Below are 14,261 nucleotides of genomic sequence, written 5' to 3' on the forward strand. Positions count from 1 at the left end.
GCCATGCCCTTATGGCGCAAGCAGCGGGCCGAGCCCTGCCAGCATGAGCAACTGCGGGCCGGCCAGCAGTGCGATCACGCCGGCCCCGGCAATGAACGGTCCGAACGAGAACGGCGATTCGCTCGTCGCGCCGCGCGCAATGCGCACCAGCCCAAACACCAGTCCCACGACCGACGACAGCAGCACGAGCAGCGGCAGCGCCTGCCAACCGAACCACGCGCCCAGTGCGGCCATCAGCTTGAAGTCGCCGTAGCCCATGCCTTCGCGGCCCCGCAGCAGCTTGTACGCCCAGTAGATCGACCACAGGAACAGGTAGCCGGCCATCGCGCCAATCACCGCGTCGTGCAGGTGCGCGAACATGCCGAACAGATTCACGCCCAGGCCGAGCCAGAGCAGCGGCTGGGTGATGGCGTCCGGCAACAGCTGCGTGTCTGCGTCGATCATCGTGCCGGCGATCAAAAACCACAGCAGCACCGCCGATGCGACTGCCACCCACGTCGGGCCGAAGTGCCACAGGCAGGCCGCCGTCAGCAGCCCCGTGACCAGCTCCACTGCGGGATAGCGCCATGAAATCGGTGTCTTGCAGGCACTGCAGCGGCCGCGCAGCGCCAGCCAGCTCAATACGGGAATATTCTCGATCGCTTTGATCTGGTGACCGCACGACGGGCATGCGGAGCGTGGCACGACCAGGTTGTATGCGTCGGGGTGAGGCAGCGGCTCTTCGCGCAACTCGGCGATGTAGTTGGCTTCTTCCCGCTCGATCATGCGCGGCAGGCGGTGAATCACCACGTTGAGAAAACTGCCGACCAGCAAGCCCACCAGCGCCCCGGCCGCAATCACAAACCACGCCGGCAGTTGCGCCAGCGTGGGGATGACAAACAACTCTGGCATCAGACCACCTGACCCAACTTGAAGATCGGCAGGTACATTGCCACCACCATGCCGCCAATCAGCACGCCCAGGATCACGATAATGATTGGCTCGATCAGCGCCGAGATGTTAGCCACCGCATCGTCCACCTCGCGCTCGTAGAACTCGGCCACCTTGAGCAGCATGCTGTCGAGCGCACCGGATTCTTCACCGATCTGCGTCATCTGCAGCACCATGTTGTCGAACACGTGCGTGGCCTGCATGGCGTTGGTCAGGCTGGTACCGATGCGCACGGCTTGTTGGATCTCGATCGTGGCGTCGTGATAGATCCAGTTGCCGGCGGCGCCAGCCACCGATTCCATCGATTCCACGAGCGGCGTGCCGGCGGCAAACATGGTGGCCAGCGTACGCGTCCAGCGGGCGATGGTGGCTTTGCGGATAATGCTGCCGAAGATCGGCATGCGCAGAATCCAGCGGTGCGTGGAGCGCTGCACGTTCTCCGAGCGCTTGAATGCCCGCATGAACAGCACGATGCCGATGATGGGGGCAAAAACGATGATGTACCACCATTGCACGAAGAAGTCGGAGATGCCCATCACCACCAGTGTTGGGGCCGGCAGCGTAGCACCGAAGCTGGAAAACACGCCCTTAAACGCTGGCACCACAAAAATCATCAGCACCACCGTCACCAGGAAAGCCACCGTCAGCACCGAGATCGGATAGATCATCGCCGACTTGATCTGCGCCTTCAGCGCGATCGACTTCTCCATGTACAGCGAAAGCCGCTCCAGCAGGGCATCGAGAATACCGCCTTGCTCACCAGCGTCGATCAGGTTGCAGTACAGCGTGTCAAAGTACTTCGGATGACGACGGAAGGCTTGCGCCATGCTGCTGCCCGACTCAATGTCGACACGGATTTCCGTCAGCAGTTGCGTGAAGTTTGGATTGGCATGGCCCTTCGCGATGATGTCGACCGACTGCAGGAGCGGCACGCCGGCCTTCAGCATGGTCGAGAGCTGGCGCGTGAAGTAGGCGATGTCCTTCGGCGTGATCTTCTTGCCGCGGGCCGCACGGCGGCGCTTGGACTTCGTGATCGACAGGCCTTGCTTGCGCAGGATGGCATTCACCTCGGTGATGCTCTCGGCGCGCATCTCGCCCTTGAAGATCTTGCCTTTGCGATCTTTGCCTTCCCACTCGAAGATGTACTGCGTGGGCGCCTTTGTCTTGGCAGTCTTTCGCGCCGGCGCGGCGGCCGCGCGGTTCGCGGCGGGTGCTCGTGTGGCCATGGTTGGTTCCTACCCCCCGGTATGGGAACGATTGATCGAGAAGGTTATTGGTTCGTTGTGGCTAGCACTTCCTCAAGGGAAGTCAGCCCCTGCTTCACTTTCCGCAAGCCCGATTCGCGCAGCGACAGCACGCCCTCTTTACGCGCCTGCTCGGCGATCTGCAGCGCCGTGCCGTGCGTAAGGATGATCTCCTGGATCGCCTCGGTGATCGGCATGACTTGGTAGATGCCGACCCGGCCCTTGTAGCCGCTGCCGTTGCAGGTTTCGCAACCGACCGGGTGATACGGCTGCCAGGAGCCGTCGACGTCCGCTTCGGTAAAGCCCGCGTCGAGCAGTGTTTCCTTGGGCAGCGGCCCCGGCTTCTTGCAATCCTTGCACAACCGGCGTGCCAGACGCTGCGCTGTAATCAGCAGCACCGACGACGCGATGTTGAACGGCGCCACCCCCATGTTCATCAGGCGAGTCAGCGTGGTCGGGGCATCGTTGGTGTGCAGCGTGGAAAACACCAAGTGCCCGGTCTGCGCGGCCTTGATCGAAATGTCGGCCGTTTCCAGATCTCGGATTTCGCCCACCATGATGATGTCCGGATCCTGCCGCAGGAACGACTTCAGCGCCGCCGCAAAGGTCAGCCCCGCCTTGTCATTCACGTTGACTTGGTTGATGCCGGGCAACTGGATTTCCGCCGGATCTTCGGCGGTAGAGATATTGATGTCGCCCTGATTCAGCCTGTTCAGGAAGGTGTACAGCGACACGGTCTTGCCCGAGCCCGTTGGCCCCGTCACCAGCACCATGCCGTACGGGCGCTTGATCACGTCGAGCAGCAACTGCTTCTGTTCCGGCTCGTAGCCGAGCTGGTCGATATCGAGCCGCTCGGTGGACGACTCCAGAATCCGGATCACGATTTTCTCGCCGAACAGCGTTGGCAGCGTCGATACCCGGAAGTCGATGGCGCGCTCGATCGTCTCCTTGTTGTCCTTGTCCTTGCGGTCTTTCGGAACGGTGATCAGCAGCTTCATGCGGCCGTCTTGCGGCACGCGCTTTTCCGAGATATCCAGGCGCGACAGCACCTTGATGCGCGTCGCGATCTTGTCGCGGATATCCAGCGGCGGCTGCGCGACCTGCGCGAGGATGCCGTCAATACGGAAACGCACCCGGTAAAACGTTTCAAAGGGCTCGAAATGCAAGTCCGACGCGCCGCGCAACAAGGCCTCGGTAAAGAGCTTCTGCAGGAAGCGCACCACGGGGGCATCGTCGATGCCATCGGCGGTCGTGCGACGCGTGGCGGCAGCGGCACCCGGGTCGTACTCGATCTGGGTGGCTTCCTGCTTGGTGAAGAGTGACTTGATCTCGGCCGGTGCCTCATTGGCGAGGCTCAGCTGGCGCACCAGCTTGTCGTGCTCGACGATGACCGTTTCGATTGCCACGTTCATCTTCTGACGCAGCTCTTCGATCGGTTTCGGATCGCTGGGGTCGGACGTGGCGAGGATGAGGCGGTTTTCGCGGCGGCCCAGCGGCAACAGGCGCAACTGGGCAAAGTGCTTGTTGGCTGACAGCACGGCCGGCACGGTGTCGAGCTTGTACTGAGCCAAGTCGAGCAGCGGCATCTGATACTTGCCGGCCACGAACACGGCGAGGTCGTGCGCACTCATGATCCCGCTGCCCACCAGTTCGTCGATCAATTGCGTGCGTTTTTCACGCGCGCTCTGTTCGAGCTGGGTGAGTAGCGTCGGCGCGATCCGCCGGCTCTGCGCTAGAGCGAGTCCGAGTGTCATGAGTCCAGTCCGTCAGGCTGAAGCTGACCATTTCAGCGCGCGCCGGGCCCCACCGCCTCCAGCGTGCGCTCGCCCCCCAAGGCGATTGTTTTATGTTCTGCAGCCGGTACCCCACCCATTCGTGGGGGGTGGTGTCCGGAACCGGGGCAGTTTGCCGACCGCCCCTGCATTTGTAAAGCGCACATCAAAGCGCAGCTTGCATTTGTGCCACATCGGCAGAAAACCGCTCCAACTGAAGCGTTCGCGCTTGAGTGTGGCGTCAACTGCGCTTTGGTTGCGGCGGCTGATGCAGGCGTACCGTGCGGATCGATTGGCTGTCCATCTGGACGATGTCCATCACGCAGCCCGCAATCTTCACACTCACCGTCGCTTCGGGAATCTCTTCCAGCACTTCCAGTAACAGCCCGTTGAGCGTCTTCGGGCCGTCGGTTGGCAGGCCCAAGCCTAGACGCCTGTTCAGATCGCGCAACGACATTCCCGCATCCGCAAGATAAGTGCCTTCCTTGTCCCAGGCCAGCTTGCCGGCGTTGGGCAGCGTGGTGGTGAACTCGCCGATCATCTCTTCGATGATGTCTTCAAGCGTCACCAATCCCAGCATGTCGCCGTATTCATTGACGATCAGGCCGAGACGGCGGCGGTTCTCCTGAAAGTACTGTAGCTGGCGGAAAACGGGCGTGCCGCTCGGTACAAAATACGGCTCGGCGAGCAGGCCCCGGAAATCGTCGTGCGTGAGTTCGGTGTGCCCCAGCAGTGACAGTGCCTTGCGCACATGCAGGATGCCGATCACCTGATCGCTATCCTGCTCGAACACGGGCAGCTTGTTGTGATAGCAGGTTTCGAGCTGCTGGATGACTTCTTCAATCGGGCGTGACAGATCGAGCGATTCCACGCGCGCGCGCGGCGTCATCACGTCGTCCACGGTGATGACGTCAAGGTCGAACAGGTTGAGCAGGATGCTGCGGTGCTTGTGCGGAATGAAGTTGCCTGATTCCAGCACCAGCGTGCGCAGTTCCTCGGTCGACATGCGCTGCTCCGGCGCTTTGCGCGTGTTGATGCGCACCAATCGCAGGACACCCATGGCAAACGCGTTGACCACCGCGACCAGCGGCGTCGAAATCTGCAGCAGCGGCTTGATGATGAAACTGGCAGGGAAGGCCACGCGTTCGGGGTAGGTCGCGCCCACGATCTTGGGGGCAATCTCCGCAAATACGATGATGAGAAACGCGACGATGGCCGTGGCAATCGACAGCGTCGTTCCGTTGTTGCCGAAGTAGTGGATCGCCAAGGTGGTGATCAGCACCGGCACAGCGGTGTTGATCAGATTGTTGCCGATCAGGATGAGCGAGAGCAGCTTGTCGGTCTGACCAAGCAACTGTTGCGTATTGCGCGCGCCCGATACGTTGGACTTGGCAAGATGCCGCAGGCGATGGCGGTTCAGGGCCATCATCGCGGTTTCGGAAATCGAGAAGAAGGCGGAGCAGCACAACAGCAGCACGACGGCGCCGATTTGTGCCCAGAGCGGCCAAGAGTCCAAAGCGGGAGAGGAAGGGCGGCGAAGCGCCCACTATAACAGAGGGGTTTGCCGCTTCTGCGCACACGGCCATTGGCCGCGCGGACAGCGCAACACCCCGCTGAAATAAGCGGACGATGCGGAAAATGCTTGGAATTGCTGTGCGGCGATGCTGAAAACCGTGCCGCCGGAATGACTTGAATACGAGAAACTGGTCGGGGTGAGAGGATTCGAACCTCCGGCCTCTACGTCCCGAACGTAGCGCTCTACCAGGCTAAGCTACACCCCGATGCTTCTTCGCAGATCTCGTGCGTGTCAGGACTGACGTTGCAGCGAGAAAGCACACAAGTCTATCAGCGTCTGACGGAAAAGGGAAGGGGGTAATGCGTTTGCCGCTGCTTCAGCTGCGGCGGCTTCGCGCTCGGCGGCCAGGCGCGTGTACTCCAGCGCGCCGGAAGCCTGAATGGCAGCGAAGATTGCATCGAAATGTTCCGTGCCGCCTTGCTCGATGGCTTGGCGCACCAGTGCGCGCTGCTCTTCCGTGCCGTTTGACAGCAGGTGGATGAGTGGCAGGGTCGGCTTGCCTTCGCGCAGGTCGTCGCCAGCGTTCTTGCCCATTTGATCAGCGGTGGACGTGTAGTCGAGCAGGTCATCGACGATCTGGAACGCGGTGCCAATGCGGCGGCCGTATTCGGCGGCAGCTTCTTCGATGGCGGTGTCCGCGCCTGAGAGCACTGCACCGATCTGGGCGGCTGCCTCGAACAGCTTGGCGGTCTTGTAGCGAATGACCTGCAGGTAGCGCTCTTCCGTTACGTCCGGGTCATGCATGTTCAGCAGTTGCAGAACCTCGCCTTCGGAAATGATGTTGGTTGCGTCGGCCAGGATCTGCATGATGCGCATGCTGTTGGCCTGCACCATCATCTGGAAGGCGCGCGAATACAGGAAATCGCCCACCAGCACGCTGGCCGCGTTGCCGAACACGGCATTGGCGGTCTTTCGGCCGCGGCGCAGGTCGGATTCGTCAACCACGTCGTCGTGCAGCAGTGTGGCCGTGTGGATGAACTCGACCACGGCGGCCAGTTCGTGCTGATGCTCGCCCTTGTAGCCGAGCGCATTCGCCACCAGCAGCAGAATCACCGGGCGCAACCGCTTGCCGCCGGCGCTGATGATGTATTCGCCGATCTGATTGATCAGCACCACCTCCGAGCCCAGGCGGCGGCGGATCACGGCATCGACGGCGCGCATGTCTTCAGCGACAGGGGCGAGCAGGACGGAGGCGGAGGACTGGGTCAAGGCGAATTCCGACAGAAAGCGTGTGGCTGGTGGTCAATTTGCGCGCGTACGATGCTGCGCAAAAAACCGCGAGATTATAGAGCAACAGGGTGGTTTGCCGATGGCCCGGCGCACCACGCTTGACGTGGCGGGTGCGTTGCGCGGGCGCAGCACGCCTGTAACGCATTAACCTTTGATTTGCTTGGGTTTTTCTTGTATAGTCGCGAGTTCTCTGTGTCCGTTGTCCGCGCAGGTGGGCGTCGAGTGGCACAAGAGTCACGTTTTAGTTCTTTTATCGAGGTCCGACAATGTACGCGGTCGTAAAAACCGGCGGTAAGCAATACAAGGTTGCTGCTGGCGAAAAACTGAAAGTAGAACAGATACCGGCGGACGTTGGCGCAGAAATCACGCTTGACCAGGTGCTCGCAGTGGGCGCCGGCGACCAACTCAAGGTTGGTGCGCCGCTGGTGAGCGGGGCTGCCGTCAAAGCCACCGTCATCTCCCACGGTCGTCACGACAAAGTGCACATCTTCAAGATGCGCCGTCGTAAGCACTATCAAAAGCGCCAAGGGCATCGTCAAAATTACACCGAGTTGCGTATCGACTCGATCGTGGCCTAAGGCTGCGTCGTCTACGTAACCGGATAGGAGTTCAGTCATGGCACAGAAAAAAGGCGGCGGTTCCACACGGAACGGCCGCGATTCCGAGTCGAAGCGCCTGGGCGTGAAGGTGTACGGTGGTCAAGCCATCAACGCTGGCGGCATCATCGTTCGCCAACGCGGCACCCGCACGCACGCTGGCGTGAACGTGGGCATGGGCAAGGACCACACCCTCTTCGCGCTGGTCGATGGCCACGTGAAGTTCGCCAACCGCGGCGAAGGCAAGAAGCAGTTCGTCGACGTTGTTCCGGCGGCCTGATTTAGCCTTGTAGTAGAAAGGCCCCGCACCCGTGCGGGGCTTTTTCGTTTCTGGCTGCTAACAAAACGCGACCCTGGGCGGTACGCTGCTTCTTGGCGCGTGTTTCCAGGCGCGTTCTGTTAGCAATGGCGCGAGTGGCGCCGATTTCTTTTTACCTGCCGTGCGCGTGCCGCACGGGCGGAGACCTCCATGAAGTTCATCGACGAAGCCCGGATTGAAGTGATCGCTGGTGACGGCGGCAACGGCAGCGCCTCGATGCGCCGCGAGAAATTCGTCCCGTTTGGCGGACCGGACGGTGGCGACGGTGGGCGTGGCGGCAGTGTGTGGGCCGTGGCTGACCGCAACATCAACACCCTGATCGACTACCGCTTTGCCAAGAAGCACCTCGCGCGCAACGGCGAAAACGGCCGTGGTGCCGATTGCTACGGCGCCGCTGGCGACGACATCACGCTGCGCATGCCTGTGGGCACGGCCATTTACGATGCCGACACGGAAGAGCTGATTGCCGACCTGACGATCGACGGCCAGCGCCTGTGCCTGGCGCAGGGCGGCGAGGGCGGCTGGGGCAACATCCACTTCAAGTCGAGCACCAATCGCGCGCCGCGCCAGAAGACCGACGGCAAGGCCGGTGAGCGTCGCAACTTGCGCCTCGAATTGAAGGTGCTGGCCGACGTGGGCTTGCTCGGCATGCCCAATGCGGGCAAATCGACGCTGATCACCGCCATTTCCAATGCGCGTCCGAAGATTGCGGACTACCCGTTCACGACGCTGCACCCGAATCTGGGTGTGGTCCGGAGTGGCCCATCGAAGTCGTTCGTGGTGGCGGACATTCCCGGCCTGATCGAAGGCGCAGCGGAAGGCGCTGGTTTGGGCCACCAGTTCTTGCGGCACCTGCAGCGCACGCGCGTGTTGCTGCACGTGGTGGATCTCGCCCCGTTCGATGAGAACGTCGACCCGGTGGCCGAAGCCAAGGCAATTGTCGGCGAGCTGAAGAAATACGACGCTGAACTCTTCGACAAGCCGCGCTGGCTCGTACTCAACAAGCTCGACATGGTGCCCGAGGACGAACGCGAAGCGCGCGTGAAAGACTTCGTGAAGCGCTTCAAGTGGAAGGGTCCGGTGCACCGCATTTCTGCGTTGACGCACGATGGCACGCAGGCGCTTGTCCACGCGATCCAGGAATACCTCGACGAGCTGCGCGCCGAAGAGGACGCCGCGGCGGCCGCGCCCGACCAGCGTTTGGACCCGACACTGCACAACGTCGACCACGACGGTCAAGCCTAAACACAACATCCTTCGGAGACACGCCCACCATGGCCCTGCATTCGCTGATTGCCGATGCGCGCCGCCTTGTCGTCAAGGTCGGTTCCAGCCTGGTTACCAACGATGGCCGTGGCCTCGACCAGGCCGCCATTGCCCGCTGGGCCGCGCAGATTGCGGCGTTACGGGCGGCGGGCAAGGAGGTCGTGCTGGTCAGCTCCGGCGCCATCGCCGAGGGCATGCAGCGGTTGGGCTGGGCCAAGCGTCCGAAGGAAATTCATGAGTTGCAGGCCGCCGCTGCGGTCGGGCAGATGGGGCTGGCACAGGTGTACGAATCTGAGTTCGCGCGGCACAGCATCCGCACAGCGCAGGTACTGCTCACGCATGGCGATTTGGCCGATCGCGAGCGCTATCTCAACGCACGCTCCACCCTGCTCACGCTGCTGAGCCTCGGTGTCGTGCCGATCATCAACGAGAACGACACCGTCGTCACCGATGAAATCAAGTTCGGCGACAACGACACGCTGGGGGCGCTTGTCACCAACCTGATCGAAGGCGATGCGCTGATCATCCTGACAGACCAGCGCGGCCTGTACACCGCTGACCCGCGCAAGGACCCAGGCGCTCGCTTTGTCGATGAGGCGCAAGCCGGCACACCGGATCTCGAACAGATGGCCGGCGGTGCCGGTTCGAGTATCGGCAAGGGCGGCATGCTGACGAAGATTCTGGCGGCCAAGCGCGCGGCAAAATCCGGCGCGCACACGATCATCGCGTCGGGCCGCGAGGCTGACGTGCTTGCGCGGCTGGCGAGCGGCGAGGCCATCGGCACGCAACTTCGCGCGCCGACCGGGCGGATGGCGGCGCGCAAGCAGTGGATGATCGATCATCTGCAGCTGCGCGGTCGCGTGGTGCTGGATGCCGGTGCGGTAGAAAAACTCACGGCCGGCGGCAAGTCGTTGCTGCCGATTGGCGTGACCGAAGTGCAGGGGGAGTTTGCGCGCGGCGAAGTGATCTCGTGCGTGGACGCGGCGGGGCTGGAAGTTGCCCGGGGGTTGACGAACTATTCGTCAGCTGAGGCCCGCTTGATTGCGCGGAAGTCGTCTTCGGAGATCGAGGCGGTGCTGGGGTATGTGAGTGCTGCCGAGTTGGTGCACCGGGACAATCTGGTATTGCTCTGAGTTGGGATGTTGGTGGCTTGCCCTCTTCGGCCCCGGCAGGGGGGGGCGAAAGGAGAGGTTGGCCACCAACGTCCAATCAAAATCTCCAGGCGTTTACGGCCCGAAATAGCGCCCGCTGCCGCCCAGCCGTTGCACCAGCGTAGACGCCTTTCCATCTCCCGCTACTGAGCGCACGTCGCAGAAGTACGAGCGCATCAGGGCCGACGCATAGTCCGTCGGCCCGCCATTGCCAACGCGCTGCCAATCGGTGGCCGGCTTGTAGGCGTTCATGCTGGCGGATTCAGCATTTGCGGTTTCATTCATGTCGACCGCGCGGTTCCCGACCCACTGGTTGGAGTCATTGCGCAGCGTCGCATAGATGCGTCGCTCGGCCGTGTCGCAGCGCAGGCCTTCGTAGTTCACGTTGCGCGCGCCGGTCTTGCTGGTAATCAGCACGGTGTAGCGCACCACGTTGTCCTTGCCGATCGACACCGATTTCGGGTCGATGGCAAAACGCAGTGGCGAATCAGTGCGGCCGCCCACATCGAACGGCACGGCATCACGGTCGACCGGCGGGGCCGGGAAGGTCACGGCGTCTTCCTTGAAGGGCTTGTCGTTGAACGGGTCCATCAACAGCTTGTCTTCGAGGTCGCCGGTGCGGTTATGGCCACATGCCGTCAACGCCAGCGCAGCCGCCAGCGCGAGCGGCACGAGAGCGCGGCGCGCTCCACGTGTCGTCGTCATCAGATTCACGAATTGTCCTTGGGAGCCGTGTCGTCAGGGTTGGGAAGGGAGGGGGCAGGTGCGGATACGCTCACCGTTTCGACGATGACCGTCGTGGTGGTAACCGTCAGGGCCGGCTGGGCATACTGCTCGTTTCGGCCGCTTTGGCCGCTTTGGCCGCCGGAACGTTTGCGGCCCTCGCGCCCATCTCGTCCGTCGCGCTCACGGTGCTGCCCGCCGCGCCCGTAAGGCGAGAGCGGTGCGCGAGTCTGCCGCTGCACGAAGCGCGAAAGCTCCGACAGCGCCAGCTGATACACCTCGCGCTTGAACTCGATGACGGCTTCGAGCGGCACCCAGTACTGGCTCCACCGCCAAGCATCGAATTCCGGATGCTCGGTGGCACGCAGTTGGATGTCGCAGTCGCGACCGACCATGCGCAGCAGGAACCAGATCTGTTTCTGGCCCCGATAGTGGCCGCGTATTTCGCGGCGGATGAACTTGTCCGGCACCTCATACCGCAGCCAGTCGCGCGTGCGACCGACGATCCGGACGTGTTCTGGCAACAGGCCGACTTCTTCGTGCAGTTCGCGGAACATCGCTTGTTCGGGCGTCTCGCCGTACTTGATGCCGCCTTGTGGAAACTGCCAGGAGTGCTCGCCAATGCGCTTGCCCCAGAACACCTCGTTTCTTGCGTTGATGAGGATGATGCCGACGTTCGGGCGGAAGCCTTCACGATCGAGCATGACTGCACCTCGAATACTTTAGAATTACGCCGATTATAGAGCGGCCCGTCGCTCGGCTGTCACAGAAGCCGAAATGTTGCCGCTCACTCGCGCCTCCTGGGGGAGGGGTGCCGATTGCGCGAATGTGCGCCTGGCGCCTCGTCTCATCTCCTGATTCCGGTGGCTTTTGCCCTTGTTTTCGCGGCTTTGGTTGGCTGCGTCATCCCTTATTGTCAGTCGCATGAAAGCGTCCCAATTCTTCATTTCCACGCTCAAGGAAGCGCCCTCCGACGCGGAGATCGTCTCGCATAAGTTGATGATGCGTGCCGGCATGATCAAGAAGCTCGGCGCAGGTCTCTATACGTATATGCCCGTGGGCCTGCGGGTGATTCGCAAGGTCGAGCAGATCGTGCGTGAAGAAATGAATGCCGCCGGCGCGGTGGAAGTGCTGATGCCGGTGGTGCAGCCGGCCGAGTTGTGGCAGGAAACCGGCCGCTGGGACAAGATGGGCGACGAGCTGATGCGCGTGAAGGACCGCCACGAGCGCGACTTCGTCATCCAGCCGACCTCCGAAGAGGTGGTGACCGACATCGCCCGCACCGAGATCCGCTCGTACAAGCAGATGCCGGTCAATTTCTACCAGATCCAGACCAAGTTCCGCGACGAGCGTCGCCCGCGCTTCGGCATCATGCGCGGCCGCGAATTCACCATGAAGGACGCGTACTCCTTCGACCGCGACGCCGAGGGGCTGAAGGTGTCGTATCAGAAGATGTTCGACGCTTACATGCGCATCTTCCGGCGCTTTGGGCTGGATTTCCGTGCGGTGGCGGCTGACAACGGCGCCATCGGCGGATCGGGTTCGCAGGAATTCCACGTGATCGCCGAGACGGGCGAAGACGCCATCATCTACTGCCCCGATTCGGACTACGCCGCCAATATCGAAGCCGCCGAGGCGCTCGCACCGGCCACGCCGCGCGCTGCGCCGACGGAGGCGTTCACCAAGACGCACACGCCGGGCCGGACCAAGTGCGAGGCGGTTGCCGAACAGTTGGGCATTGCGCTGGAGCGCAACGTCAAATCCATCGTGCTGGCCACGGAAGTCGAGGGTGCTGAGCCGCAGATCTGGATGCTGCTGCTGCGTGCCGATCACGAACTCAACGAGGTCAAGGCATCGAAGGTGCCGGGCCTGGCCGAATTCCGCTTCGCCACGGAAGGGGAAATCCTGCGCGCGTTTGGCACGCCTCCGGGCTACCTGGGCCCGATCGGCAGCAAGCAGCCGATCAAGGTGGTGGCGGACCGCGCCGTTGCGGTCATGAGCGACTTTGTCATTGGCGCCAATGAAGAGGACTACCACTTCACCGGCGTGAACTGGGGCCGCGATCTGCCCGAACCCGAGGTCTACGATCTGCGCAACGTGGTGGCGGGCGATCCGTCGCCGGACGGCAAGGGCACGCTCGCCGTCTGCCGCGGCATTGAAGTCGGCCACGTCTTCATGCTGGGCACGAAGTATTCCGAAGCGATGAACGCGACGTTCCTCGACGAAAACGGCAAGACGCAGCCGATGGTGATGGGCTGCTACGGCATCGGCATCACGCGGATCCTGGGTGCGGCCATCGAGCAGAACTACGATGCGCGCGGGATCATCTGGCCGGCGTCGATCGCCCCGTTCCAGGTGGTGATCTGCCCGGTTGGCTACGACCGCTCCGACGCCGTGCGCGCCGAGGCCGATCGCTTGCATGCCGAGCTGGTCGCCGCCGGCATCGACGTGATGCTGGACGATCGCGGCGAGCGCCCCGGCGCGATGTTCGCCGACTGGGAGCTGATCGGCGTGCCGTTCCGCGTGGTGGTGGGCGACCGAGGCCTGAAGGAAGGCAAGCTGGAATTCCAGGGCCGCCGCGACGAAGCCGCCACCGCCGTGGCACCGGCCGACGTGCTGGCTACGCTGAAGGCGCGTCTCGCGCAGTAACGCAACGGCAGGACCCGCCACGCATGCCCCGCTTGTTTTCCCCCCGCCTGATCGCCACTGCGCTGTGCGCAGGGACGTTGCTCGCGGGCACGCAGGTGGTATGGGCGGGCGCCCAGAAAGAGGAGTACTTGGCCGACTCCGTGCGCAGCGCGCTGTCTGCCGCGGTGGCCGACAGCCGCCCGCTGCGCCCGGTATTTGCCAGCAACGACGAGCAACTCGGCTACCTGCGCTGGCTGGCCGAGATGTCGGTGCGCATGTCGGGCAAGATTCCGCAGGCATCGGTGCGTGTCGAGTTGATCGAGACGGCGTATTACGAAGCCAAGCGCGCAGGCCTGGACCCGGCGCTGGTGCTCGGCCTGATCCAGGTGGAAAGCGGTTTCCGCAAGTACGCCATGAGCAGTGCCGGTGCGATGGGGCTGATGCAGGTGATGCCATTCTGGACACGCAGCATCGGCGACAACGACGCGCGCAAGCTCTTCCATCTGCAGAGTAATCTGCGCTACGGCTGCACGATCCTGCGTCATTACCTCGACATGGAAGGCGGCAATCTGTATCTGGCGCTGGGCCGCTACAACGGTAGCCGCGGGCAGCCGCAATATCCGAATGCCGTGCTGGCCGCCTGGAAGCGCTGGCAGTATCAGGAGTCGAGCGCGATGACGGTGTCTGCGCCGGTTCCTGCCGAGCCCGTCTCGCCAACGCCGCGCGCCAAGGCGTTGCCGGAAGTTCCGGCGCGCAATCCGTTCTCCCCGCTGCGTATTGCTGGCGGTCCGGCCGGCGGTTCGTGATCTTCCGTCGGCGAGCGGTC

Annotated in this window: 13 protein-coding genes and 1 tRNA gene; 6 read left to right on the forward strand and 8 right to left on the reverse strand. The window is 62.8% G+C overall.

The window, feature by feature from the left end:
- Positions 1-9 precede the first annotated feature (9 nt).
- The 6 genes from ACEN9T_RS11030 to ispB all read right to left on the reverse strand — a co-directional run bounded on the left by ACEN9T_RS11030 (position 10) and on the right by ispB (position 6,683).
- Entirely contained in the window at positions 10-891 is an 882-nt protein-coding gene (locus ACEN9T_RS11030) for a prepilin peptidase (RefSeq protein WP_413707731.1), read from the reverse strand.
- Positions 891-2,156: a type II secretion system F family protein gene (locus tag ACEN9T_RS11035; RefSeq protein ID WP_252690566.1), complete on the reverse strand. Its 1,266-nt coding sequence runs from the start codon at positions 2,154-2,156 to the stop codon at positions 891-893. The genes ACEN9T_RS11030 and ACEN9T_RS11035 overlap by 1 nt, the downstream gene beginning before the upstream one ends.
- A gap of 44 nt (positions 2,157-2,200) precedes the next feature.
- Complete coding sequence (pilB, locus tag ACEN9T_RS11040) at positions 2,201-3,928, reverse strand: type IV-A pilus assembly ATPase PilB (protein WP_252690568.1); 1,728 nt, start codon at positions 3,926-3,928, stop codon at positions 2,201-2,203.
- A 259-nt stretch (positions 3,929-4,187) separates the two neighbouring features.
- Positions 4,188-5,462: an HlyC/CorC family transporter gene (locus ACEN9T_RS11045; protein WP_092972372.1), complete on the reverse strand. Its 1,275-nt coding sequence runs from the start codon at positions 5,460-5,462 to the stop codon at positions 4,188-4,190.
- 188 nt (positions 5,463-5,650) lie between these two features.
- Positions 5,651-5,727: transfer RNA gene (locus ACEN9T_RS11050), tRNA-Pro, on the reverse strand.
- 26 nt (positions 5,728-5,753) lie between these two features.
- Positions 5,754-6,683 carry an octaprenyl diphosphate synthase gene (ispB, locus tag ACEN9T_RS11055; RefSeq protein WP_413708443.1) on the reverse strand — a complete coding sequence of 310 codons (930 nt, stop codon included), beginning with the start codon at positions 6,681-6,683 and terminating at the stop codon, positions 5,754-5,756.
- Positions 6,684-7,018: 335 nt separating this feature from the next.
- Between ispB and rplU the strand changes: the two genes are divergently transcribed.
- The 4 genes from rplU to proB all read left to right on the forward strand — a co-directional run bounded on the left by rplU (position 7,019) and on the right by proB (position 10,066).
- Positions 7,019-7,330 (forward strand): 50S ribosomal protein L21, encoded by a 312-nt coding sequence (gene rplU / locus ACEN9T_RS11060; protein ID WP_004633023.1) that lies wholly within the window; start codon positions 7,019-7,021, stop codon positions 7,328-7,330.
- A gap of 37 nt (positions 7,331-7,367) precedes the next feature.
- Positions 7,368-7,628 carry a 50S ribosomal protein L27 gene (gene rpmA, locus ACEN9T_RS11065; protein ID WP_004633021.1) on the forward strand — a complete coding sequence of 87 codons (261 nt, stop codon included), beginning with the start codon at positions 7,368-7,370 and terminating at the stop codon, positions 7,626-7,628.
- A 189-nt stretch (positions 7,629-7,817) separates the two neighbouring features.
- Positions 7,818-8,912 (forward strand): GTPase ObgE, encoded by a 1,095-nt coding sequence (obgE, locus tag ACEN9T_RS11070; protein ID WP_316671662.1) that lies wholly within the window; start codon positions 7,818-7,820, stop codon positions 8,910-8,912.
- Between the two features lie 29 nt (positions 8,913-8,941).
- Complete coding sequence (gene proB / locus ACEN9T_RS11075; protein ID WP_175537137.1) at positions 8,942-10,066, forward strand: glutamate 5-kinase; 1,125 nt, start codon at positions 8,942-8,944, stop codon at positions 10,064-10,066.
- A gap of 93 nt (positions 10,067-10,159) precedes the next feature.
- On the opposite strand, the gene ACEN9T_RS11080 is transcribed toward proB, so the two are convergent.
- Together ACEN9T_RS11080 and ACEN9T_RS11085 are read right to left on the reverse strand one after the other, a co-directional pair.
- Positions 10,160-10,789, reverse strand: a complete 630-nt coding sequence (locus tag ACEN9T_RS11080) for a CNP1-like family protein (protein ID WP_092972375.1) — start codon at positions 10,787-10,789, stop codon at positions 10,160-10,162.
- Between the two features lie 5 nt (positions 10,790-10,794).
- Entirely contained in the window at positions 10,795-11,511 is a 717-nt protein-coding gene (locus tag ACEN9T_RS11085) for an RNA pyrophosphohydrolase (RefSeq protein WP_413707732.1), read from the reverse strand.
- A gap of 220 nt (positions 11,512-11,731) precedes the next feature.
- Between ACEN9T_RS11085 and ACEN9T_RS11090 the strand changes: the two genes are divergently transcribed.
- Positions 11,732-13,456 (forward strand): proline--tRNA ligase, encoded by a 1,725-nt coding sequence (locus ACEN9T_RS11090; RefSeq protein ID WP_413707733.1) that lies wholly within the window; start codon positions 11,732-11,734, stop codon positions 13,454-13,456.
- A gap of 23 nt (positions 13,457-13,479) precedes the next feature.
- Positions 13,480-14,241 carry a lytic transglycosylase domain-containing protein gene (locus ACEN9T_RS11095; RefSeq protein ID WP_413707734.1) on the forward strand — a complete coding sequence of 254 codons (762 nt, stop codon included), beginning with the start codon at positions 13,480-13,482 and terminating at the stop codon, positions 14,239-14,241.
- Positions 14,242-14,261: the final 20 nt, after the last annotated feature.

The organism is Ralstonia sp. Ralssp110, from assembly GCF_047325135.1.
GTDB classification, from domain to species: domain Bacteria; phylum Pseudomonadota; class Gammaproteobacteria; order Burkholderiales; family Burkholderiaceae; genus Ralstonia; species Ralstonia mojiangensis.

Coding starts and splice junctions, on each gene's coding strand:
- ACEN9T_RS11085 (WP_413707732.1), bottom strand. CDS start 11,511: ATGCTCGATCGTGAAGGCTTCCGCCCGAACGTCGGCATCATCCTCATC.
- ACEN9T_RS11090 (WP_413707733.1), top strand. CDS start 11,732: ATGAAAGCGTCCCAATTCTTCATTTCCACGCTCAAGGAAGCGCCCTCC.
- ispB (WP_413708443.1), bottom strand. CDS start 6,683: ATGCGCGCCGTCGATGCCGTGATCCGCCGCCGCCTGGGCTCGGAGGTG.
- ACEN9T_RS11080 (WP_092972375.1), bottom strand. CDS start 10,789: ATGACGACGACACGTGGAGCGCGCCGCGCTCTCGTGCCGCTCGCGCTG.
- ACEN9T_RS11095 (WP_413707734.1), top strand. CDS start 13,480: ATGCCCCGCTTGTTTTCCCCCCGCCTGATCGCCACTGCGCTGTGCGCA.
- ACEN9T_RS11035 (WP_252690566.1), bottom strand. CDS start 2,156: ATGGCCACACGAGCACCCGCCGCGAACCGCGCGGCCGCCGCGCCGGCG.
- obgE (WP_316671662.1), top strand. CDS start 7,818: ATGAAGTTCATCGACGAAGCCCGGATTGAAGTGATCGCTGGTGACGGC.
- rpmA (WP_004633021.1), top strand. CDS start 7,368: ATGGCACAGAAAAAAGGCGGCGGTTCCACACGGAACGGCCGCGATTCC.
- ACEN9T_RS11030 (WP_413707731.1), bottom strand. CDS start 891: ATGCCAGAGTTGTTTGTCATCCCCACGCTGGCGCAACTGCCGGCGTGG.
- rplU (WP_004633023.1), top strand. CDS start 7,019: ATGTACGCGGTCGTAAAAACCGGCGGTAAGCAATACAAGGTTGCTGCT.
- proB (WP_175537137.1), top strand. CDS start 8,942: ATGGCCCTGCATTCGCTGATTGCCGATGCGCGCCGCCTTGTCGTCAAG.
- pilB (WP_252690568.1), bottom strand. CDS start 3,928: ATGACACTCGGACTCGCTCTAGCGCAGAGCCGGCGGATCGCGCCGACG.